This window comes from Staphylococcus sp. GDY8P45P (genome assembly GCF_017892745.1).
GTDB classification, from domain to species: Bacteria; Bacillota; Bacilli; order Staphylococcales; family Staphylococcaceae; genus Staphylococcus; species Staphylococcus cohnii.
In genome coordinates this window covers 396,531-420,627 of record NZ_JAESLS010000004.1, presented here as the reverse complement: position 1 = coordinate 420,627, position 24,097 = coordinate 396,531, and the positions used below count along the sequence as shown (strand labels likewise).

General features: G+C 34.1%; 24 protein-coding genes. 16 read left to right on the top strand and 8 right to left on the bottom strand.

The genetic code is table 11. The features are described 5' to 3' along the window. Positions 1-158: 158 nt before the first annotated feature. The 3 genes from KA873_RS02170 to KA873_RS02160 all read right to left on the bottom strand — a co-directional run bounded on the left by KA873_RS02170 (position 159) and on the right by KA873_RS02160 (position 2,468). Positions 159-932 (bottom strand): ABC transporter permease, encoded by a 774-nt coding sequence (locus KA873_RS02170; protein ID WP_107384117.1) that lies wholly within the window; start codon positions 930-932, stop codon positions 159-161. After that, positions 932-1,579, bottom strand: a complete 648-nt coding sequence (locus KA873_RS02165; protein WP_107384098.1) for an ABC transporter ATP-binding protein — start codon at positions 1,577-1,579, stop codon at positions 932-934. Before KA873_RS02165 ends, KA873_RS02170 begins: the two co-directional genes overlap by 1 nt. 115 nt (positions 1,580-1,694) lie before the next feature. After that, on the bottom strand, positions 1,695-2,468 hold the full coding sequence (locus tag KA873_RS02160; RefSeq protein WP_107384099.1) for a CPBP family intramembrane glutamic endopeptidase: 774 nt from the start codon (positions 2,466-2,468) through the stop codon (positions 1,695-1,697). A 179-nt stretch (positions 2,469-2,647) separates the two neighbouring features. Here KA873_RS02160 and KA873_RS02155 point away from each other — a divergent pair, with 179 nt between their 5' ends. Next, a complete protein-coding gene (locus KA873_RS02155; protein WP_107504608.1) occupies positions 2,648-4,231 on the top strand; it encodes an FMN-binding glutamate synthase family protein in 1,584 nt (527 codons plus the stop codon). Positions 4,232-4,488: 257 nt separating this feature from the next. Here the strand turns inward: KA873_RS02155 and KA873_RS02150 are convergent, their stop codons facing one another. Further along, the gene (locus KA873_RS02150) at positions 4,489-5,004 is read right to left on the bottom strand and encodes a thioredoxin domain-containing protein (protein WP_107384101.1); all 516 of its coding nucleotides are present in this window, start codon (positions 5,002-5,004) and stop codon (positions 4,489-4,491) included. 199 nt (positions 5,005-5,203) lie between these two features. Here KA873_RS02150 and KA873_RS02145 point away from each other — a divergent pair, with 199 nt between their 5' ends. Continuing rightward, positions 5,204-6,280, top strand: a complete 1,077-nt coding sequence (locus KA873_RS02145; protein WP_119517534.1) for a M42 family metallopeptidase — start codon at positions 5,204-5,206, stop codon at positions 6,278-6,280. A gap of 115 nt (positions 6,281-6,395) precedes the next feature. On the opposite strand, the gene KA873_RS02140 is transcribed toward KA873_RS02145, so the two are convergent. Next, positions 6,396-7,214 carry an SDR family oxidoreductase gene (locus tag KA873_RS02140; protein ID WP_107384103.1) on the bottom strand — a complete coding sequence of 273 codons (819 nt, stop codon included), beginning with the start codon at positions 7,212-7,214 and terminating at the stop codon, positions 6,396-6,398. A 192-nt stretch (positions 7,215-7,406) separates the two neighbouring features. On the opposite strand from KA873_RS02140, the gene KA873_RS02135 reads away from it, so the two are divergent. The 13 genes from KA873_RS02135 (at position 7,407) to hisIE (ending at position 21,730) form a co-directional block, all read left to right on the top strand. Then, on the top strand, positions 7,407-8,945 hold the full coding sequence (locus tag KA873_RS02135) for an AbgT family transporter (protein WP_107504607.1): 1,539 nt from the start codon (positions 7,407-7,409) through the stop codon (positions 8,943-8,945). 165 nt (positions 8,946-9,110) lie between these two features. Continuing rightward, positions 9,111-10,640: an exopolyphosphatase gene (gene ppx, locus KA873_RS02130; protein WP_182474459.1), complete on the top strand. Its 1,530-nt coding sequence runs from the start codon at positions 9,111-9,113 to the stop codon at positions 10,638-10,640. Positions 10,641-10,707: 67 nt separating this feature from the next. After that, positions 10,708-12,867, top strand: a complete 2,160-nt coding sequence (locus KA873_RS02125) for an RNA degradosome polyphosphate kinase (RefSeq protein WP_107504605.1) — start codon at positions 10,708-10,710, stop codon at positions 12,865-12,867. A 239-nt stretch (positions 12,868-13,106) separates the two neighbouring features. Beyond that, the gene (locus KA873_RS02120; protein ID WP_107384107.1) at positions 13,107-14,405 is read left to right on the top strand and encodes a D-serine ammonia-lyase; all 1,299 of its coding nucleotides are present in this window, start codon (positions 13,107-13,109) and stop codon (positions 14,403-14,405) included. Between the two features lie 417 nt (positions 14,406-14,822). Next, positions 14,823-15,638 carry an ATP phosphoribosyltransferase regulatory subunit gene (locus tag KA873_RS02115; protein WP_107384108.1) on the top strand — a complete coding sequence of 272 codons (816 nt, stop codon included), beginning with the start codon at positions 14,823-14,825 and terminating at the stop codon, positions 15,636-15,638. A gap of 16 nt (positions 15,639-15,654) precedes the next feature. Then, a complete protein-coding gene (hisG, locus tag KA873_RS02110; RefSeq protein WP_107384109.1) occupies positions 15,655-16,272 on the top strand; it encodes an ATP phosphoribosyltransferase in 618 nt (205 codons plus the stop codon). Then, the gene (hisD, locus tag KA873_RS02105) at positions 16,262-17,524 is read left to right on the top strand and encodes a histidinol dehydrogenase (protein ID WP_233422628.1); all 1,263 of its coding nucleotides are present in this window, start codon (positions 16,262-16,264) and stop codon (positions 17,522-17,524) included. Before hisG ends, hisD begins: the two co-directional genes overlap by 11 nt. Continuing rightward, complete coding sequence (locus KA873_RS02100; RefSeq protein ID WP_107504603.1) at positions 17,517-18,512, top strand: pyridoxal phosphate-dependent aminotransferase; 996 nt, start codon at positions 17,517-17,519, stop codon at positions 18,510-18,512. The genes hisD and KA873_RS02100 overlap by 8 nt, the downstream gene beginning before the upstream one ends. Beyond that, positions 18,499-19,077 (top strand): imidazoleglycerol-phosphate dehydratase HisB, encoded by a 579-nt coding sequence (gene hisB / locus KA873_RS02095; RefSeq protein ID WP_107384112.1) that lies wholly within the window; start codon positions 18,499-18,501, stop codon positions 19,075-19,077. Before KA873_RS02100 ends, hisB begins: the two co-directional genes overlap by 14 nt. After that, on the top strand, positions 19,074-19,652 hold the full coding sequence (hisH, locus tag KA873_RS02090; RefSeq protein WP_107384113.1) for an imidazole glycerol phosphate synthase subunit HisH: 579 nt from the start codon (positions 19,074-19,076) through the stop codon (positions 19,650-19,652). Before hisB ends, hisH begins: the two co-directional genes overlap by 4 nt. Then, a complete protein-coding gene (hisA, locus tag KA873_RS02085) occupies positions 19,645-20,349 on the top strand; it encodes a 1-(5-phosphoribosyl)-5-((5-phosphoribosylamino)methylideneamino)imidazole-4-carboxamide isomerase (protein ID WP_107504602.1) in 705 nt (234 codons plus the stop codon). Before hisH ends, hisA begins: the two co-directional genes overlap by 8 nt. Next, on the top strand, positions 20,346-21,104 hold the full coding sequence (gene hisF, locus KA873_RS02080) for an imidazole glycerol phosphate synthase subunit HisF (RefSeq protein ID WP_107504601.1): 759 nt from the start codon (positions 20,346-20,348) through the stop codon (positions 21,102-21,104). Before hisA ends, hisF begins: the two co-directional genes overlap by 4 nt. Beyond that, a complete protein-coding gene (gene hisIE / locus KA873_RS02075; RefSeq protein ID WP_107384116.1) occupies positions 21,101-21,730 on the top strand; it encodes a bifunctional phosphoribosyl-AMP cyclohydrolase/phosphoribosyl-ATP diphosphatase HisIE in 630 nt (209 codons plus the stop codon). The genes hisF and hisIE overlap by 4 nt, the downstream gene beginning before the upstream one ends. Positions 21,731-21,859: 129 nt before the next feature. Here the strand turns inward: hisIE and KA873_RS02070 are convergent, their stop codons facing one another. Together KA873_RS02070 and KA873_RS02065 are read right to left on the bottom strand one after the other, a co-directional pair. Then, the gene (locus tag KA873_RS02070; protein ID WP_107504600.1) at positions 21,860-22,360 is read right to left on the bottom strand and encodes a GNAT family N-acetyltransferase; all 501 of its coding nucleotides are present in this window, start codon (positions 22,358-22,360) and stop codon (positions 21,860-21,862) included. A gap of 73 nt (positions 22,361-22,433) precedes the next feature. Then, on the bottom strand, positions 22,434-23,141 hold the full coding sequence (locus tag KA873_RS02065) for an SDR family oxidoreductase (RefSeq protein ID WP_107504599.1): 708 nt from the start codon (positions 23,139-23,141) through the stop codon (positions 22,434-22,436). A gap of 189 nt (positions 23,142-23,330) precedes the next feature. Between KA873_RS02065 and KA873_RS02060 the strand changes: the two genes are divergently transcribed. Then, positions 23,331-23,600: a DUF1413 domain-containing protein gene (locus KA873_RS02060; protein ID WP_107384277.1), complete on the top strand. Its 270-nt coding sequence runs from the start codon at positions 23,331-23,333 to the stop codon at positions 23,598-23,600. A 181-nt stretch (positions 23,601-23,781) separates the two neighbouring features. Here KA873_RS02060 and KA873_RS02055 read toward each other — a convergent pair whose 3' ends face one another. Beyond that, complete coding sequence (locus KA873_RS02055; protein ID WP_210140149.1) at positions 23,782-23,973, bottom strand: hypothetical protein; 192 nt, start codon at positions 23,971-23,973, stop codon at positions 23,782-23,784. Between the last annotated feature and the right edge of the window lie 124 nt (positions 23,974-24,097).

The window sequence follows — 24,097 nt, the reverse complement described above, 5'->3', positions numbered from 1 at the left end:
AAATTCATTTCAAAAAACAGGAAACAGAAGAGGCATCAAAAACCATTTTGATACCTCTTCACGTTCCCTGCCAATCTCAGCTTAAAATTTCGCATAAAATAGATTTGACTATAGAAATTAAAATAATGTTCATGATAACAAACATGTATAAAATACGTTTAGCGATTGTCTTTAGGGATATGTCGCGCAATTAATTGATCTCGTTCATTAAAGAACTGACGATAACTTAAATATGTTGCAATCAACGCTGACATAATAGTGGCTGTCGTATGAATGAATACTACTAATAGCTGAAATTTTACAGCTTCCAATGGATCTACACCACCGATAATCAACCCTGTCATCATACCTGGTATCGAAACAATACCATACGTTTTTACTGAATCTATCGTTGGCACAATTGCCGTTTTGATACTTTCACGTATTGTTCCTTTGGAAGCGCGTTTTGGATTTGCACCTAATGCTAATTTGGCTTCGATTTGACTCATTTCTTTAACAAACTCACGATCTAAATTCTGATACGCAAGATTGATTGCAATCAAACCATTGCTTCCAAGCATCCCTGCAATTGGAATCACTTCATTAGGTTTGAATTCAATTGCGCCCGTGACTACAATACCCACTAATGGTAAGGCTACGCCAATAAAGATTGCGATAAAAGAAATCCAAAACACATGATGCATAACGGGTGAAGCTCTACTTATCGTATTCCATGATGCATTGATGATGATGATTAATACAAATAAAAGCAACAACCATGTTTGGTTTACATCAAATATAAAATGCAGTAAATAACCTAAAATAACTAATTGAACAACTGCTCTTAACGTTGCAATGAGTAAATCTTTAATGATATGCAACTTTTCTTTGTATGACACAATGATTGGAAAAAGAAGGAGTGTCGCAGTAAGCACTAATGCAGTGGTACTCATCATAATTCCTCCTCCTTCTCAATCTGTCCATCCACAATTCTAATGCGTTTTTGAAAATGTCTCATACTTTGATCATTACTATGTGTAATCCATAAAATTGTTATACCTTCATCTGCAAGTTTAAAGATTAAAGATTCAATTTTCTCACTATTATGTACGTCTAATGCACTTGTTGCTTCATCTAACAATAATACTTTGGGTTTATACATTAACTGTCTCGCTATCGTTACACGTTGACGTTCTCCACCAGAAAGATGATTTACGCTCGTATCAAAGCTATAATGACCTAACCCAACCGACTTCAAAAGTGATTTGGCTCTTTTACGATTGAACTTGTCATTTCTTATTTGTGCAGGGAAAGCTAAATTATCACCAATGGTACTATCAAACAAATCACTTTCTTGTAATAAATAACTAATTTCCATTCGTAACTTTTCTGGATTAATATTTTCATATGCTTGATTATTAAAATATAGTTCTCCTTCTGTAGGACTTATCAAATTATTTATCAAACGTAACAATGTACTTTTGCCGCTTCCTGAAGGCCCAACAATCGCAATAGTTTCTCCAGCTTTGATTTTCAAATTAATACTGTTAATAATTTGTCGGTTATCTATCCGATATGAAACATTTCTGAGCTCTAACATTTTGAACCTCCTAAATAATATATGGGTTATACCCTATTACGACGATTTAATATCTTGTCATTATTTCGTTAAACCGTTTTATTCAAAAACATACGTTAAATATCATACACTAACATTATTTTAAAAATACAATCGCAATAAAAGAGATAAAATTGTTAAAAGCATGCAATGAAATTGATACAGCTAGGTTTCGCCCACTTTTCAAATACACAAACACCAATCCAATCGCAATAAAAATATAGCTTCCTATTTCAAATGGTGATGTAGCCCCTAATACATGAATACCTGCAAATAATATGACAGATAATACACTTGCAGCAGCATATGTGATTTTCTTACCTAATTCATGAATGATTAGATGTCTAAATAATAACTCTTCAATAATCGGCGTCAAAATAACAATATCTAAAAATAAAAACGGGAGCATCCAATTGTCTCGAAACAGCGCTTCTAAAATCAATTGATTTTGCGTTTCATTATACTGTAATGACTTAGGTAACAAAGTCATAAGCCAATCATATAAATTATTAAATACGAGGGTAAATATGTATACCATAAAAATAATCAAAATATATTTGCGTACTGCCTTAAACCTATCGATCGCAATTGCTGTAACATTTTCTTTAATATGCATTCCATAAAAACTTAATATGATACATATTTCAGCAATAACACCACCAAAAATCAGTATATTCATATCGCTCAAATGATATTTGCTACCTATGTTAAAAATGCCATATGATGCGATTAAAAGCAGCGCTAATATAAGCGGTATAAGATAATTGGCAATGATATAAATAGGGATTAACCAAAAGTCCCTTTTAACAATCTTCTGATGCTGCCAAATATTCTTTTTAGTTAGTTGTGTTGTTAATGGCTTATCAGTCATATGTCACCTTCCTTGTAGCTATTTAACCATAATATAACACAATGCTTTATCATTTTTATAAGTTGATTTACCTTTTCTTTTTGAAAAAAGAATAAATCATTCTGTCCCCATAACTATAGAACGCATTGTAAATTGTATAATTTGTTGTATTATATAACTATATCAAGGGGGAATGTTACATGACTATTTTGACTATTTTACAGTTCATCGTCAACGTAATCATTGTTGTTTGTTTAATAAGCGTACTTGTTTTAGGGGCAGTATTACTTTTTAAAGATAAACGACAAAAGCAACATAGTGTTTTACGCAATTATCCATTACTCGCACGCATTCGATATTTTGGAGAAAAAATAGGGCCTGAGTTACGTCAATATTTATTTTTAGCAGATACCAAGGGTAAACCTTTTTCTCGTAATGACTTCACGAATATTGTATTAGCTGGGAAATATAATTCGAGAATGACTAGTTTCGGTACACAAAAAGATTATGAAGATGGTTTTTACATTCAAAACACTATGTTTCCGTTGCAATCTAAAGAATTACATATTGAACAGGCACCGTTGATTTCATCATTCATTTATACAATTGAAAATGAAAGACTATTTAATCGTGATGAACACCGTACAAAAACAGAGATAGATCCATTCTATTTAACAGATGAAGATGCTATTATTTTGGGTTCTGAATTGGAACATCCTTTCAAACTTAAAAGACTGGTTGGTCAATCAGGAATGAGTTATGGCGCTTTAGGGAGTCATGCGATTACGGCGCTATCAAAAGGATTAGGACAAGCTGGAACATGGATGAATACAGGTGAAGGTGGATTATCAAAACATCATTTATCAGGTAATGCAGATATCATCTTCCAGATAGGGCCCGGTTTATTTGGTGTACGAGATGCGTCAGGGCAATTTGATATCAATGCTTTCCAAGAGTTAGCAAATAAAGATGCTGTTAAAGCTTTTGAAATCAAATTAGCACAAGGTGCAAAAACACGAGGCGGTCATATGCAAGGTAATAAAGTAACACAGGAAATAGCTGACATTCGTAATGTTGAACCTTGGAAGACGATTAACTCACCTAACCGCTTTGACTCTATTGATGATCCAACCGATTTATTAAACTGGGTTACACAATTACAAAAAGTTGGTCAAAAGCCTGTTGGATTTAAAATTGTAATCAGTAAAGTATCAGAAGTTGAAGCGCTCGCACAAACAATGATTGAAACAAATCAATTTCCGAATTTCATTACTATTGATGGAGGCGAAGGTGGCACTGGCGCAACATTTCAAGAATTGCAAGATGGCCTAGGTTTGCCTTTATTCACTGCTTTACCAATTTTAACTGGTGTACTCGAGAAGTATGGTATACGCAATCGAATTAAAGTGTTTGCATCAGGTAAACTTGTAACACCTGATAAAATTGCTATTGCATTAGGTCTAGGTGCTGATTTAGTCAATGTTGCACGCGGTATGATGATTAGTGTCGGATGTATTATGAGTAGACAATGTCACATGAACACATGTCCTGTAGGTGTCGCAACGACAGATCCAAAGCGTGAAAAAGGATTGATTATAGATGAAAAAAAATATCGCGTCACTAATTTTGTAACTAGCTTGCATGAAGGTTTATTTAATATTGCTGCCGCTGTAGGTGTAACCTCCCCGACTCAGATATCGAAAGAACATATTATTATCAAAAAGAAAGATGGTAATATTCAATCCATACATGATTATAAATTAAAACTACTAAACTATAATTAACTGCAAATATTAAAGCAGACAAGCACACAAACATCTTTGGTTAAAAAATAAATTTTAACAACATCTAGAAAGATACATTGAACAGAAATCTAATTTTATTTTAAATTTTTTCGTCGCCCCACCGTGACAATAAGGACTAGAATTGAAAAAAGTATAAAATGATTACCTATAATGACAAAATGAAGGCATCTGGAACGAATCAATGATGTCCCCGACGCCTTCATTTTGCAAATATTTATCTCTCAATAGTTCCATTTTTAAATAGAACTATTCAATTGCTCTGTTAGCTTAGTTTCTATTGTTTCTTGTTTATCTTCAAGTGGCTTAAATTCAAATGAATTACCATTAATAAAAACGGTCGGAATGCCTTTAATCCCTCTTTCAAATGCTTCTTCATTGATTGCTAACGAACGATCGTCAGCTTCTTTACGTGGTACAAGATTATATTCTTCTTCCATTTTTGTTTCAATTGTCGCAAAGTTAACTTTCCATTGCGCTTGCGTATTATACAATTCACGAATAATGTCTAAAGTTTTTTCAGGTTGTTGGTAGTTTAAATATATATTTGCTACAGTTCCTTTTAATAATCCTTGTTTAGTTTTATCAAAATGTTTGATTGTATGTTGAACTTTCCCTTGATCAATCAATGGCTTTAATACAGTGTCTGCAGCGAAAAAGTAGTTTTTGCAATACGGACAAGCGAAATTGATAAATGATTCTACTTTTATAGGTGCTGATTCTGAGCCTATTGTTAAATAATTAATTTCTGTCATTGTCTATCCCTCCACTTTGTTTATAATTATATTGAATCATGGACAGTTAGTGAATGCACACGTTTAGTCTTACTAAATCATTCAATGCAAATTTCAGCTGTATATAATCTATTAAATTAATAAAACAAAGCTCAATCAATTAGTTTATAAAGTAGTTCATGATAAAATGAATGTAAATATTTTTATTAGGGGGTATAACATGAACAATTCAATCAAATTATTAGAATCATTAACAAATGTTGACGGAATTGCAGGACATGAAAAAGCAGTAAAAACACTTATGCGTGATTATTTGTCACCGGTAAGTGATGAAATTGTTGAAGACAATCTGGGTGGTATTTTCGGTAAAAAAGCTACATCTACTGGTAATAAGACATTAATGGTAGCAGGACATTTAGATGAAATCGGTTTTGTGGTTACTCAAATTGATAAAGATGGATTTTTAAAATTCACACCGATTGGTGGTTGGTGGAATCAAGTGATGTTATCTCAAAAAGTAACTGTCACAACTGATGAAGGTAAGAAAATCAGAGGTATTATCGGCTCCAAACCACCGCATGCCTTGTCACCGGAGGAACGTAAAAAAAATGTAGAAATTAAAGATATGTTTATTGATATTGGAGTTAAAAGTAAGAAAGAGGCTGAACAATTCGGCATCGAAATCGGCAATATGATCACACCATACAGTGAGTTTGAAACACTGGCAAATAGCAAGTACTTAACTGCTAAAGCTTTTGATAATCGTTACGGCTGTGCACTTGCTGTTGATGTTTTAAACAACCTAAAAAAAGAATCCATTGATATTAATTTAGTTTCAGGCGCCAACGTACAAGAAGAAGTGGGTCTTCGTGGTGCTAAAGTTGCAGCTAATAAGATCAAACCTGACTTAGCACTTGCTGTCGATGTTGCTGTTGCCTATGACACACCAGGTATGTCTGGTCAAACGAGTGAGACAGCTATTGGGCAAGGACCTGTAGTCATTATTATGGATGCTTCAAATGTTGGTCATGTTGGTTTTATTAATCATATTAAAAAAGTAGCTAAAAAACATAATATAGATATCCAATTAGATTCTACGCCTGGCGGTGGTACAGATGCTGGAAGTATTCATGTTGCCAATGAAGGTATTCCTACAGTTTCTATTGGGGTAGCTCTACGTTATATGCATTCAAATGTTTCTGTATTGCATACAGATGATTATAAAAATTCCGTAGCCTTAGTAACTGAAATCGTTAAATCTTTAAACGACGATGCAGTAGATAACATCATTTGGTAAACAACTCAAATATATAAAAATTAAAGCCGTAAACATGAGTAACATCACTTTGTTTACGGCTTTTTTATGATATTTAATAACAATTAATTTCAAATTATATCATTCTTAATATGAATTATTCCGTAGAGTTTTTCCAACGCGCATCACTTAACATTTCTCCCGGCCAAGTATATGCCGTCACACCACCATCGATTGTAATGGTTTCACCTGTTATAAACGAACTGTCATCAGAAGCCAAGAAAGCAATGAGTTTACCTACTTCATCAGGTGTTCCCAAGCGTCCTAAAGGTGTAACCCACTTCTGATTTTCTCTAAATATTTGCCCCTGTTCATCTTCTTTGGTACCTGTCAATTTATCTACTAGTGGTGTTTCTATCGTACCTGGTGCGACTGCATTCGCTCTTATATGCTCACGTCCATATTCTATCGCTGTTGATCGAGTGAAATTGATGATACCTGCTTTTGCAGCGTTATATGCCGAACGATTTAAATCTGCAGCATTTCCAGAAAATGACGCCATATTAATGACGGAGCCACCGTTTGACATCATTAATGGTAAAAAGAATTTAGTCATTAGAAATGTCCCTCTTAAATCAACATTCATAATTCTATCAAACACATCAATTGGAAATTCATGAATACGTCCAGCACCATTATCAATACCAGCATTATTAAACAAAATATCAATGTGTTCATAATCTTCTTGAATAGATTGTGCAAGCCTTTCGACTGCATGTGCATCTGATACATCAACAATATATCCTGATGCTTTATTACCTGTCTGATTGATTGCTTTAACAGTATCATGTACAGAATCGGAAATATCAATAGCTAAAACATGTGCCCCTTCTTCAGCCAATATATGGGCAGAAGCAGATCCAATGCCAGTACTTGCGCCTGTTATTACAGCAATCTTATTTTCTAATCTTTTCATCTATAACATATCTCCTTTTATTTCTCTTCTTTTTAATTTAATTACTCTGTAATGCATTTCCTTTTTCAACCACTTTTAAAACCTTTATATAAAGCTTTCATAGATGCTTTTCTATAGAAATTCAAAATTTATCATACTCATTTCAAAATGAGTTTGTTATAATTTCGATAACTTATTGGGGAGGTAATAAAAATGGCGTCGAATATTAGAGAAAAACCGACAATGATAAATAAATTCTTGAACATTGTAGAAAAAATTGGAAATAAATTACCTGATCCAAGTATATTGTTTTTTCTAATGTGTCTTGGACTTGCAATCATTACGTGGATTGTTTCACTTTTTCACGTCACTGTAAAACATCCTGGTACAGGAAATACCATTGCTATCAAAAATATTTTAAGCAAAGATGGTATTTCTATGATATTAAATGATGCGATCAAAAACTTCTCTGAGTTTCCTGCGCTTGGTTTAGTATTGTCAGTGATGCTTGGGGTTGGCATAGCTGAAAGAACAGGTTATTTTGATAAATTAATGGTACAAATTGTTCATAAAGCACCGAAACAAATCATTGTACCAGTAATTATACTCATAGGTATTATTGGTAATGCTGCTGGTGATGCAGCACCAATTGTTTTGCCACCATTAACTGCTATGGTCTTCATTAAATTAGGTTATCACCCTATTGCTGGGTTAGCGATGGCTTACGCATCAGCACTTGGTGGATTTTCTGCGAACGTCATGATTGGAATGTCAGATGCATTGCTTTATGCTTTTACAGAACCAGCAACAAAAATCGTTTCTGATAAAATCACAGTTAATGTAGCTATGAATTGGTACTTTATTGCAGCTAGTGTTGCTGTTTTATTACCAGCAGTTTATTGGGTGACAATGCGTTTTGTCATCCCACGTTTAGGATCATATGATGATACGCAGTCTAATATTAAAATTGATGATGACAATCACGGTCTAACGCCTAAAGAGAGTAAGGCTGTGTTTTGGGCAAATATAAGTTTTATCACAACGCTTATTTTACTTATCGTTATGGCAATACCACAAAATAGTTTCTTAAGAAATGCTAAAACTGGTAGTTTATTGAATGACTCCCCTATTATCAATGGCGTTGGGCTGATTATTCTGCTTATTTTTTTAGTGCCTGGTTTGGTATATGGCATAATAATGAAAGAATTTAACAGTTCGAAAGATTTAGGTAAAATGCTCTCTGATTCAATGGCTTCCATGGGGTCTTTTATCGTTATCGTCTTTTTTGCAGCACAATTACTGGCATTTTTAGAATGGAGTAATTTAGGTATGATCGTAGCAGTAAAAGGTGCTGAGGTACTTCAAGGTCAAAACGGAATCGTCCTTATTTTAGGTGTGATTTTTTTAGGCGCGCTTATTAATTTATTAGTCGGTAGTGCATCTGCAAAGTGGGGAATACTTGCTCCTATATTTATTCCAATGTTGGTGATTGTTGGCTTTCATCCTGCATTCACACAAATGTTGTATAGAATCGGTGATTCAATTAGTAACCCTATTACACCAATGATGCCCTATTTGCCACTACTTTTATCTTATGCTCAAAAATATGATAAAAATATGAAGTTAGGCTCGTTATTATCTAGTTTAATGCCTTATACGATTATTCTGAGTATCGTATGGCCAATATTCATGATTATATGGTACCTGCTAGGCTGGCCATTAGGCCCAGGAGGACCTTTAAACGTCAAATAATATGACATAAACACGATTAAGTTTTAACCTATATAAACAACACAGTCATTGATTGAACAATATTTAATTGAAATATCACAAATCATGCTATTTATTGTAATATTAAAGATGAAAGTGGGTAAATAAACTTTATAATAACTATTTACCTCATATGTACAGGAGGAGATTATGGAACGAATCGGATTAATAGACATCGGATCAAATACAATTAGATTAGTTATTTTTGAGTTCGATGCTAAAACAGGATTAAATGAAATTTTAAATATCAAAACACCAGCACGCTTAAGTCAATATTTAACAGATGATTTAACGATGAACCAGGATGGTATCGAGGTGTTGACGACAACGTTACACAGCTTTAAAAGTGTCGCTAACAAATTTGAAGTCAACGAACTACATCCTGTTGCGACAGCTGCTATTAGACAATCTACGAATCAAAAAGAAATTATCAGCCATATTAAAAGTGAACTTAATATCAATATCAAAATTATTCCTGAACAGGAAGAAGCTTTTTATGGTTTTTATGCAATCACCCACACTACCGATGTAGAAAATGGTGTTTCTATCGATATCGGTGGTGGTTCTACAGAAGTTACTTTATTCAAAGATAAGACCATCATCGAGGCTCATAGTTTTCCATTCGGTGTTGTAACTTTAAAGCGAAAGTTCTTTGAAGATAAAGATCATAATGATAAATCTGCAATTAAGGCAATGGAAAAATTTTTATCTAAACAATTCGAACAACTGCCATGGTTGCAAGGCCAAGAAATCGCTTTAGTCGGCATTGGTGGATCAGCGCGTAACGTTGCACGCATTCACCAGTCAGAACATTCCTATCCTATTGGCGGTGTTCATAACTATTCGATGTCTGAGGAAGATATGGATGAGGTTTATAAAATCATTAAAAAAAGTTCACGCGATGACTTAAAAGATATTGATGGATTAAGTAGAGATCGTATAGACATCATACTTCCAGCAGTATCTGTATTCAAATCTTTATTTGAACAAATCAATGCAACCCACTTCACTTTCTCACGTAAAGGGTTACGTGAAGGCTATATAATGAAGCTGATATCTGAACGTCATCCCCAAGAATTTAAAAAAGAAAATATAAGAAAAGATGCATTATATCATTTGGCAAATGAATATAGCATCGAAGAATCTAGTGCAAAACAACGTGTTAAATTGGCTCAATCGTTGTTGTCACAACTGATTGATTTAGATAAGATTCAAGTTACTAAAAAAGAACAAGAACTTTTTGCGGAAGGCGCATATTTATATTATTTAGGAAGATTTATTGACGCTGATTCTAGTTCACCACATACGTATTACATTATAGCTAATTCAATGATTGATGGTTTTCCACATGAAGATCGCGTCAAACTCGCAATGTTAGCAAGTTTTAAAAATAAATCACTTTTAAAATTTTATAGCCAAGAAACCGAATGGTTACGTGGCAAAGAATTGGACCATGTTCAATTTTTAGGCGGTATCATCAAATTTGTAAATGCGCTAAATATATCACATACCAGCCCAGTAGAAAGTGTTGAACTACAAGAAGAAGATGGCGCATATACTTTATATGTCCGTTACATTGGTGAACCGATTGCTGAAGAATATCAATCTCATAGACAGAAAAAGCATATCGAGAAAATTTTAAAAGAGAATCTTTCTATCATCTTTACAAAATCTTAAAATTCATATGATAAATTGTACGTAGCAAAATATGTTAACAAGACTACAATAAGGTGGAATTAGAATTATGCAAAAGAAATTGGGAGAGAGAGATTTAAATTTACCACAATATTATAATAATAGAGAGCTCAGTTGGTTAGATTTTAACTATCGTGTATTACAAGAAGCCGAAGATAAAAATAATCCTTTATTGGAACAGTTAAAATTTATTTCTATATTTAGTTCTAACTTGGATGAATTCTTTATGGTGCGCGTAGCTGGCCTGCAAGATCAAGTTAAAATGGGCTATGATAAACCTGAAAACAAAGCGCAACTCACACCGAAAGAACAACTTGAGCAAATTAAAATAAAAAATAAAAAGTATGTAGATTTACAATATGCACGTTATAACGAATTAGTAGAGCTGTTAAAACAACATCGTGTGGAAGTGACAAAACCTGAATCTTTACCAGAGTCTTTATTACCACAGTTAGAGCGTGAATTTAAAACGGGCATCCTACCTACATTAACACCATTAGGTATCGATGCTTATCATCCTTTCCCAAAATTAAACAATAAGAGTTTGAATATATTTGTAGATATTGATACAGATGATTCAATTAATTCAGCTATTGTACAAATACCATCATTAATTCCAAGATTTTATACATTAAATCAAGGTCAAACTCAATATATTGTAATGTTGGAAGATATTATCACATATTACATTAATGAATTGTTCACTGGCTATGAAGTGTTAAATACCTTCACCTTTAGAATCACTCGTAATGCCGATTTAACCATCCATGAAGATGGTGCCGAAGATTTGTTAATTGAAATAGAACGCTTTTTAAAAGAACGTAAACGAGGAACAGCAGTACGTTTAGAGATAGACGGAAGACACGCAACCTATGAAGATGTCGTTTGGATTATCAATCAGTTGGAAGTTCACGATAATGATGTTTATTTTGTAGATGGTCCATTAGATTTAACACTGCTATTCGATCTTGTAGACCATTTATCTAACAGTTTAAAACATTTAACATATAATAAGTATCTACCACAGCCACCTCAATCCTTGGGTAATGAAGACATTTTCAAGCTATCATTAAAACGTGATATTTTCTTCCATCATCCCTATGAATCATTTGAACCAATTGTAGATTTCATTCGTGACGCCGCAAATGATCCGAACACAATTGCTATTAAACAAACATTATATCGCGTAAGTAAAGATTCACCTATAATTAATAGTTTGAAAACTGCTGCAGAAAATGGCAAGCAAGTGACTGTTCTTGTTGAATTAAAGGCCCGTTTTGATGAGGAAAATAATGTTCACTGGGCAAGAATGTTAGAAGATGCAGGCTGTCATGTTATTTATGGTATGACATATCTGAAGACACATAGTAAAATTTCACTTGTGGTCAAACGAAACAATCATCAGCTTACGTCGTTTGTACACTTAGGCACTGGAAACTATAACGATAAAACAGCAAAATTATACACAGATATGGGGATTATCACAACAAATCAAGAAATAGCAGAAGACGCTATTAACTTCTTTAACTATCTAAGTGGATATACACTGAAACCTAAATATAATAAACTCATTGTAGCCCCATACGACATACGTGATGTATTCTTAGCTCGAATAGATAAAGAAATCATATCACATCGTGAAAACGGAAATGGAAAAATAATGATGAAGATGAATTCATTAACAGATAAAGATATTATTCTTAAATTGTTTGAAGCTTCTCGTGCCGGTGTAAAAGTAAAATTAATTATCCGTGGTATTTGTTGCTTAATACCAGGTATACCAGATGTCAGTGATAATATTGAAGTAGTAAGTATCGTTGGCCGTTTCCTTGAACATTCTCGTATCTATTATTTCCATAATAATGGTGATGAAAAAATCTATCTCTCTTCAGCTGATGCGATGACACGTAATATGATTAAACGTGTCGAGATCTTATTCCCTGTCGATGATAAAAACATTGCTAAACGTTTATTAGATTATATGAATTTACAATTATCAGATAATCAAAAGGGTCGTTATCAGGACCAACAAGGTTATTACCATTACATTCATAATAATTTATCACCATTAAATTCACAGGCTTATTTAATGAAAGAAGCGATAACATTTGGCCAAAAATTAAAAGAGGCTTCTACCATTCCACAACAAGTACCAATACAACATAAAAATAGATGGTTTTCTAAACTTAAAGATACGTTTAAACGTTGATAAAGTCCCACTTCTCAATTTATTGAGTTAGTGGGACTTTATGCATGAGCTACAGCTCAGGTAATCCTTAAATCCTAGTCATCTTTGCCGTTTTCAAACGACGTAACCATTTTTAAATATAATAGACCCATACCATTCTAATCCTATATTATTTTTGTATATAAGGTATATAACATCTTAAGTATCAAATTTTGCTATAATGATGACTAAATACAATCTAATTTATGAGGTGGTCATTTATGATAAATGTTGAAACATTAAAAAGTAGCTTTCCCCTACTCAATGACATGCAACAGTATAGACCGATATTTTGGAAAAATCCAAATTTCCGTAATGATGAAACTTTACCATTTTCATTAGATGATATAGAAGACGCTGCAACAAGACTAGAACGTTTTAGCAGCTATATACGTAATGTTTTTCCTGAAACTGAAAAAGACCATGGCCTCATTGAATCACCACTAAAAGCAATTCCTTTTATGCAACAATCATTAGTTGACTCTGAACAACTTGAACAAAGTGGTAAATTATGGCTTAAATGTGATAGTCATCTTGCTATTTCAGGTTCTATCAAAGCAAGAGGTGGTATATATGAAGTTCTAAAACTAGCTGAATCTATCGCTATAAAAGAATGTGGTTTAAAATATACGGATAATTATAAAGTTTTATCTGAACCAAAATATAAAGCGTGCTTTCGTAAATATACCGTTGCTGTCGGTTCAACTGGTAACCTGGGTTTAAGTATTGGCATTATGAGCGCACAATTAGGCTTTCAAGTCATCGTACATATGTCTAGTGACGCGCGTCAGTGGAAGAAAGACTTACTTCGTTCACGTGGTGTTGAAGTTGTTGAACACCAATCCGATTATCAATACGCAGTTGCTGAAGGACGAAAAGCTGCAGAAAATGATCCTACTTGTCATTTCGTAGATGACGAGGGTTCTGCTGATCTATTCTTAGGTTATACTGTTGCTGCATTACGGTTAAAAACACAACTTAATAATGAAGGCATTCAAGTAGATGCTCAACATCCTCTTTTTGTATATCTGCCTTGTGGTGTTGGAGGAGGCCCAGGTGGTGTTGCCTTTGGATTAAATCAAGTATTTGGTGACCATGTGTATTGTCTATTCGCTGAACCTACACATGCGCCATGCATGACATTAGGTATGATGACACAACTTCATGACCAAATAGCTGTAACAGATATTGGATTAGACGGCCGTACTGATGCAGATGGTCTTGCTGTTGCTAGACCTTCAAAACTCGTTGGTCATATAATGAATTCATTATTATATGGTGCTTTTACTGTAGAAGATCAACAAATGTACCAATATTTATATCAGCTAAGCCAAAAAGAACGTATCTTTGTCGAACCTTCTGCAGCATCTGGTTTCGCAGGTTTAAAAGCAGTGTTGGAACATGCTGATAAAAACCATTTTAATTTATCCGATGCAAATCATATCGTATGGGCAACTGGTGGCAATATGGTACCTAAGGAAGAAATGTTAAAGTATGTGGCTCAAGGCAAACAATCATAAACTTTAGCGATTTAGAATCACATCTGACCAGGCACTCGAATGATAATATTTAAATCATTCATATTTAAAGTTTCACCCTACTTTATGCGTTGTTCGACGTCTTCTCTAAATCAAATCATATATAATCTGCTATATAAATTGATGACGTTAAACATGAATGTAATGCTATTTTTTATCAATACAATGGACTTAAAGTGGTATCATCTAATACTATTTTCAATCTAAAACCTAAAGCAAAATTTTAGGTTTTATTTTTATACACATAAATATGATATAAAAGCCATTTTAATCACTTTGCAAAGATTATTTTCTGAATATTTATTGAATTCTAAAATCAACTGTGTTAAAGTATGTTTTATCAATTTACTTTAGTTCGGTAGAGAAACAAAGTATTTAATAAAGGATGGTCATTATATTATGGATACGAAAGCACTTATTAATAATAAAGAACAAGAACTAGCTTTTTTAAAACATTTTCAACAAGCAGATTTTAAACTTGTTGATTTTAGTTTTATAGAATCATTATCTTGGCAATCACTTACACCTGATGATTTACAACAAATGACGGAACGTAGTTTTTGGCAACATGACCATCATATTTTTGCTTTGCGTAATGATTTCACAGATCAATTATTACGTTACTACAGTAACTATCAACCTGAACAGCAACGTTTAGCATATACTGGTCCCATCGTCAGAAATAACGAAGTCTACACTCAGTTAGGTATCGAACATTACAACCCAACAATTACAGATATGCAAAACGATTTTAAAACGTTTTATAACTTTATTAAGTATACGTTGAATGATGATATCGACTTTGTCATTTTAGGGCATTATCAATTAATAGATTTATTATTAGCTGCTAACGAACAAAATCAAACTATATTAAACCTTATACAAGAACGTAATATTTCAGAGTTAACTGCACAGTTAGGACTTGCACATCCTGTGGTACAGTTACTCACAACTAAAACTACGGAACAACTTGATTTATTAACCCATTTATTTCCGCATGATCATCGTACTATCCAGTCATTACATCGGTGGGAGCAATGGTTTAAATCACAAAATATTACTGAAATTCACCTTGATATAACCCCTAGACCACCACGTTCTTATTACAAAGGATCATTCATGAAATGCCATTTAAAAAACAATAAAACTCAGCGTCTAACTGGTGGATTTTACAAAGGGAAATTAGAAGGCTTTGGACTCGGATTTATACTATAAAAAAGGAGTGAAAACCATGCTTACTGTCGCATTAGCAAAAGGTAGATTACTTAAAAGTTTTATTAATTATCTAAATGAAATAAAAGAAATTGAAATAGCATATGCGCTTGAACATAGAGAACGTCAATTACTTATAACAGTTAATGAAATACAATTTATTTTAGTCAAAGGTAGTGACGTACCAATATATGTTGAACAAGGCGTTGCAGATATTGGAATCGTCGGTAGTGATATTTTAGAAGAAGGCAATTATTTTATTAACAACTTACTAGATTTACCATTTGGCGAATGTCACTTTTCACTTGCTGCTAAACCAGAGGCCTATCAATTTAAAAAAGTAGCTACCTCATATACACAAACAGCACGTCAATATTTTGAAGCACAAGGTTTGGATGTTGAGCTTGTAAAACTATCTGGTTCAGTAGAATTGGCTTGTTTGGTTGATATGGTAGATGGCATTGTTGATATCGTTCAAACAGGGACTACCTTAAAGTCAAATGGCTTAATTGAAAAAGAGCAAATTAAAAACATCAATGCAAAGCTCATTACAAATAAAGCCTCATATTTTAAAAAATCAACTGAAATTGAAGATTTAATTAAAACTTTGGAGGTGTCTCTCATTGATTACAAATAAAGAAACATTTTTAAATAACTACCTGAATCAATCTGCACTAAATGAAGATTTATATCCAATCGTAAAAGAAATTTGTGATCAGGTGAAATTTCGAGGTGATGCTGCTTTAAAAGAATATAATTTACAATTAGATAAAGTAGAAACATCACAATTAGAAGTACCTAAAGAAGACTTATTTACTGCTTATCAACGCATTGACTCATCTACACGGGAAGCCCTCGAACAAAGTCATGACAGGATTAAAGCATATCAAACTTCTATTAAACAAGATCATAAACAAGTTCATTCAGAATGTTACGAATTATATCATGCGTTAGAGCGTGTAGGTGTCTACGTCCCTGGTGGAAAAGCTAGTTATCCCTCTACTGTGTTAATGACTGTAACACTTGCCAAAGTTGCAGGCGTTAAAAATATAGTGGCCGTTACGCCACCTCAACCTGAAGGTCTACCTGATATTGTACTTGCTGCTTGTTATATTGCTGGTGTTGATCAGGTTTACCAAGTTGGTGGTGCACAAAGTATCGCTGCACTTGCGTATGGTACTGAGACAATTCCTAAAGTGGATAAAATTGTTGGTCCTGGCAACCAATATGTTGCATATGCTAAAAAATATTTATTTGGTCAAGTTGGCATTGATCAAATTGCTGGTCCGAGTGAAATTGCGCTAATTATTGACCAAACAGCTGACATAGAGGCAATTACGTATGATGTATTTGCACAAGCAGAACACGATGAACTCGCTAGAACATTTGTCATCAGTGAGGATAAAGACTTGTTACAACAATTAGAAAATAACATCCAACACACAATGACACAAATCAAACGACAACCTATTGTTGATGCCAGTTTGAAACATAACCATTTCTTAATTTCAGTAGAAAACTTTACAGAAGCTTGTGATTTGATGAATCAAATTGCACCGGAGCATGCATCTATACAAACACAATGTCCCCAAGACTATGTCAACCATGTGAAATATGTAGGCGCGCTCTTCTTGGGTCATTATTCTCCAGAAGTTATCGGGGATTATGTTGCTGGACCAAGCCATGTTTTACCTACAAATCAGACTGCACGTTTCACCAATGGTCTATCAGTGAATGATTTCTTAACGAGACATTCTGTTATCGATTTATCTCAACAAACATTTAATAATATTGAACAATCCGCACGTAAGTTAGCACATATCGAGCGTTTGTATAATCATGAAAAATCAATAGAAATTCGAACAACAAAGGAGCCACACAATGATTAGAATTAATAAAAATGAAAGTCCACTTAAACCATTATCTAATGAACAACTCGCTACAATTATTCAAAAAGCAGCATTCAATCTTTATCCTGATGATGAATATGAACGCTTCAAACAAGCTTATGCAGCTTTTCATAATATTTCACCTGACCAAGTCATTGCAGGTAATGGTTCTGATGAACTTATTCAAAAGTTAATGTTAATCATGCCAGAAGGCCCAGCTTTAACGCTAGACCCTGACTTTTTTATGTATCAAGCATATGCCAATCAAGTCGCTCGCCCTATTAAATTTGTACCAGCAAATTCAGATTTAACATTTGATTTAGAGACGATTTTAAAACGCATTGATGAAGTACAACCTGCATTCTTTATTATGAGCAATCCACATAATCCATCAGGCATACAATATAGTACGACATTTTTAATGGCTATCGCGGATAAGATGCAGACGCTTGGTGGCTACTTTATCATAGATGAAGCTTATTTAGATTTTGGTGAAGCTTATGATATTAAGATGCAACCGCATATTATTCAAATGCGCACGCTCTCAAAAGCATTTGGCATTGCTGGCCTAAGATTAGGTGTATTAATTGGCACTAAAGATACCATCAAACTCATCCAAAGCATCGAGCACCCGTATCCTCTGAATACAATTACGCTTCATATTGCGATTTATATGTTTGAAAATCAAGCAATGACTCGCGCGTTTGTAAAGCAACAACGACAGCTTGCTCACAAACTTAAAAATATGTTTCATGAACTTGTCTCAGATGTCATGGTAGTCTTCCCTTCTGCTACAAATTTCGTGTTAACAAAGGGAGAAGCTGCACAAAGTTTAGGCGCTTATATTAAGTCCAATGGTTTCCTTCCAAGATTATATGACGAACCAGAAATGTCTGACTATGTCCGATACTCTATTGCTACAGATGAACAATTAGATCAATTATTTGTATTTATTAAAAATTGGAGGTCACAATATGATAGTAAATAAAACACGCAATACAGCTGAAACACAATTAACTATTTCTCTAGCTGATGATCATCGTGAAAGTAATATCAATACAGGCGTTGGATTTTTGGATCATATGTTGACGCTCTTTACTTTTCACAGCCAATTATCCTTATCTATAGAAGCAAATGGAGATGTTCAAGTAGATGATCATCATGTAACCGAAGATATTGGTATTGTTCTCGGTCAGCTACTATTATCCTTAGTGAAGGAACGCAAATACTTTCAGCGTTATGGGTTTAGTTACATACCTATGGATGAAACACTTGCACGTACAGTCGTTGATATTAGTGGTCGACCTTATTTATCATTTAATGCACAATTCAGTAAAGAAAAAGTAGGTACGTTTGATACAGAACTCGTAGAGGAATTTTTCAGAGCACTTGTTATCAATTCTCGCCTAACAACACATATTGACTTAATTCGCGGTGGAAACACACATCATGAGATCGAAAGTATATTTAAATCTTTTGCTCGAGCGCTTAAGGATGCACTAGCATCGAATGACACGAATATCACCCCTTCATCTAAGGGCGTGATTGAATGATTGCAGTGATTGACTATGGTTTAGGGAACATTAAAAACATACAACGTGCGATTAATCGTTTAGGTTTTAATGCGATTTTAACGGATAGTCCCAACGATATTAAAGCAGCAGATGTCATCATATTACCTGGTGTAGGTCATTTTAAAGATGCTATGCAAGCGATTGAAAAACGGGGATTAAAATCCATTTTAAAAACGATAACAAATAAACCAATCATAGGCATTTGCCTAGGTATGCAGTTGCTATACGAACACAGCGCAGAAGGTGATGTAGATGGCTTACAACTTTTCCCTGGAAATATCATACCTATCCAAACATCTTATCCGGTGCCCCATTTAGGTTGGAACAATTTAATCAGCAACCTTACAGAATTAACACAGGATGTATATTTTGTACATTCATATCAAGCTGAAATGTCAGAACATGTTGTTGCGTATGCAGATTATGGCACATTGATTCCTGCAATTGTCCAATATAAAAATCTTATAGGCATTCAATTCCATCCAGAAAAAAGTGGTGAAGATGGTTTAGCAATACTTAATCAAGCTCTGAAAGGTGGTTTCTTAAATGATTAATATTTGGCCAGCTATTGATTTAATTAATGCAACGAGTGTGAGACTGACGGAAGGAAAATATGACTCAGAAGAAAAAATGACTCGCAGCGCTGAAGATAGTGTCGTTTATTATAACAAGTTTAAATGTGTAGAACGTATTCATATTGTCGATTTAATCGGTGCAAAGCAGCAAACATCTATTGAAAAAGACTATATCAAGCAACTGAGAAGCCTGACCAACAAACCGATGGAAGTCGGTGGTGGCATACGTAGTCTTGAAACAATTAATGCATATTTTGCTGATGGTATAGATTATTGTATTATTGGGACTAAAGGAATTCAAGATATTGAATGGTTGGCCAAAATGTCTCATCAATTTCCGTACAAACTATATCTATCGGTTGATGCTTATCAGCGTGAGATAAAAATAAATGGCTGGGAACAAGATGCACATTTAGATTTATTTGATTTCGTTCAGCAAATTGAATCACTACCTTTGGGTGGCATTATCTATACGGATATTTCGAAAGATGGACGCTTGTCTGGTCCAAACTTTGAAATAACAACGCAACTTGTCGAAGCAACACAAAAACCTGTTATTGCTTCTGGTGGCATTCGTCATCAACAAGACTTAGAACTATTAGAAAAATCTGGTGTTTATGCAGCAATTGTTGGTAAAGCTGCACACAACCCTGCATTTTGGGAGGGATTATCATGATAAAAAAAAGAATTATCCCCTGTTTAGATGTGAAAGATGGGCGCGTTGTCAAAGGAGTACAATTTAAAGGACTACGTGACCTTGGAAACCCTGTGGATTATGCACTTTATTACAATGAACAAGGTGCAGATGAATTAGTCTTTTTAGATATATCCCGCACTGAAGCTGGCCATGGGCTTATGTTAGATGTCATTGAGGAAACTGCTGAAAAACTGTTTATTCCACTTACTGTAGGTGGCGGTATCTCCACAATCGATGACATATCGCAGTTGCTAAATCATGGTGCTGATAAAGTGTCTCTAAACTCTAGTGCTCTAAAGAACCCTTCATTTATCCAAGAAGCCAGTGAAAAATTTGGAAGCCAATGTATTTGTATTGCTATAGATAGTAACTATGATACAGAATTAAACGATTATTTTTGCTATACTCATGGGGGAAAAAAACGTACAAATAAGCGTGTCTATGATTGGGTTCAAGAAGTAGAATCTTTAGGTGCAGGCGAACTATTAATAACGAGCATGACACACGATGGCATGAAAGAAGGCTTTGACGTCAACCATTTACATGAGATTGAACAACTTGTGCACATCCCTATTATTGCTTCTGGTGGCGGCGGCAATCCTGATCATTTTGTAGATTTATTCAAACAAACGAATGTTTCGGCAGGACTTGCTGCTAGCATACTTCATGACAAAGAAACCACAGTAAATGAAATCAAACAAACGATAGCTCAAGGAGGTATTCCAATAAGATGACACAACAACCTGATTTTAGTAAAGGGCTTATCCCCGCAATATTGCAAGATGTTCAGACAAAGCAAGTGCTTATGCTTGGCTATATGAATGAAGATGCTTACAACAAAACAATAGCTGATGGCATGGTTTGTTTTTATTCACGTTCTAAAGACCGCTTATGGACAAAAGGTGAAACATCTGGTCATACCCAAGCCGTTCAAAACATACACCTAGACTGTGATCAAGACACCTTATTGATAGATGTAATCCCTAATGGTCCAACTTGTCATACTGGAAGCCAGAGCTGTTTCAACACCACTGTTCCCTTCTATGTTCAACAGCTCGAAGACACAGTAACTTCAAGTGCTAAGTCAAATAAAGAAAATTCATACACACAATATTTATTGAATGAAGGTTTAGAAAAAATATCGAAAAAATTTGGTGAAGAAGCATTTGAAGTTGTAATCGGTGCTATGAAATCGAACCGCGACGAGGTAACAAATGAAACTGCTGATTTAATGTATCATCTCTTTGTGCTCTTGCATGCGTTGAATATCAAATTTGAAGATATAGAGGCAATTTTGGCAAAACGTCATCAAGTTTCTAATAACTTTAAAGGCGAAAGATCAGATATAAAAGATTGGTAAATTGCACTCACTGATTATTCAATAATTTTCTATATTAAGATATTTCCACCAATCTATACCCACATAACAAAATTTAGGCTGAAACAGCTAATCGCTGTTTCAGCCTAAATTGTTTGATTCATTTTATTTTTATAAAAATAACACCATCAGATCTTCATCATAATACCGTTTGCCATCATAAAGTGCCTTAGGTTCTGTGCCATATCTTTGAAATCCTAATTTTTCATATAATTTAATAGCACTTAGATTTTCCGCAAGTACCGATAAACCTATAGTTTTAACTACACCTTGTTCACTGACAATATCTATCATTTTTTGAATTAATTGTTGTGTAAAGCCTCGTCTTCTATATTGTGGGTCGCAATATACACCGACTAAATTACCTCTGTGTTTAATTTTCTCTAAAGTTTCTCGATAAAAAGTTGCATAGCCAATCAATTTTTCACCATCAAATACACCCATTGTAAAATGTCTTTCATTCATCCCTATCCTATCTTCAAAACGTTCAATAGGCAAATGAATCTCGCGTTGATAAGTTGAAACAAAACCTGTAGGATCAGTTTGTAGAGACTGTAAGCGCAATAAACGATACGCTTCTACATCACCTTTCTTAAGATATCTAAACTCCATGTTTTGCCTACTTTCAAAGTATATTTTCACTTTACCATTAACTTTATTTTAAACTAAATATAAGAAGGACGTATCAGACTGGTCTGACCGTAATTTCATTTACATTTACATGTGAAGGTTGTTGTAATGCATAAACTACCGCTTCAGCAATATCTTTGGGTTCTAGCTTTTTGCGTTCTCCCCAATCTGTCTGACCACTTAAAGGCGTATCTACCATACCCGGTGAAACGCTTGTCACTCGAACGCCAGTTTTAGCCAACTCTTTTTCTAATCCTTGCGTAATCGTGTGCACCGCAGCTTTCGTTGCACTGTATATAGTACTCATTTTCGTCACTTCAAAACCTGAGATAGAAGCAATGTTAATAATATGGCCACTAGATTGATCTAAAAATGTTGGTATGACAGCATTAATGCCATACAGTGTCCCTTTTACGTTTGTATCAATCATTGATTCCCAAGCCTTTACATCTCCATCAGTAACAGCAGAAGAAATCATTTGGCCGGCACTATTTACGAGTATATCCAAGCGACCGAAATGCTCTTTTGCATATGCTACTAAACGTTCAACTTCTTGTTGTTGTGTCACATCCGCTGTTAAAAATTCAATCTTCGCTTGATATTCATTTGAACGAATACGATTTACAACATCTTTAAGTCGTGTTTCATCACGACCAGCTAATAATAATTGTACACCATGACTAGATAGCTCCTCTGCTATGCTAGCACCAATGCCACTACTAGCACCAGTAACGATTGCAACTTTGTGCTCTAATTTAACCATCAAATCTTCCTTTCATCAAACGTATTTCATATTTTTATACCCTATCCACACAGATTATACCATGTGCCCTCCATCTTGAAACAATGAGTCAGCTCATGAATTTGCATACTTGTCATAAACAATAAATAATTATAGAGTGGGTATATAATACATAACTAACTTACCTTTTATAATTTAGGAGGATGACTTATGGACTTTCATGAAAGAATTAAAAATTTAAGAAATAATATAGATAGCACAAGTTTCGATTTTCGTTTTGAACAATTGTTTAATGAAGCAGAATGGCTCGGACTATCACTTAACCAGCGCCAACGATATGAGCGTGAATTTCGTAGATTTGTGAGCCAAAGTAAGCAATTACGTATCTCATATGCTTCACAAGATCACATTCGCATGCGCATGTATAACTCTGTTTATAACTATAATGAAATCAAACAAAACTTTAAATCATATGTTTAATAATGATGAGAAAAGCCTACATTACTGGACGAACAGTAACATAGGCTTTTCCACTTTGTAAGGGCTCTAAATAAATCATGAAAGGTGATACTAGGGAGAATAATATACATGAAGTTTTATGCACAACACACGATGAAATATGTGTGCACAAACTTCGATGCTACTAGATGAATACAGTGTATTAATTACTTACTAGTATCTTTTTTTCTAATCCATAGTTGTATAGTTTTTCTGCGTCAATATAAGCTATATAATCAATACTTCTGTATCCATCTTTAATGTCATTAATAATGCCTTGATTCACACCAGTATGTGTGTATATGTCATAACTACTTTCATTTGAAAAAATGACTTCTTCAATTACTTTTCTCATTTAATAATCACTCCGTATTTTTTCTTTCGCTAGGCATTGTTATCTTCTACACTCTTATCATAATCGAAAGTAATAGAATTTTAAAGTATTTTGTGATTAATTTCACAAAATACTCACTTTTAGC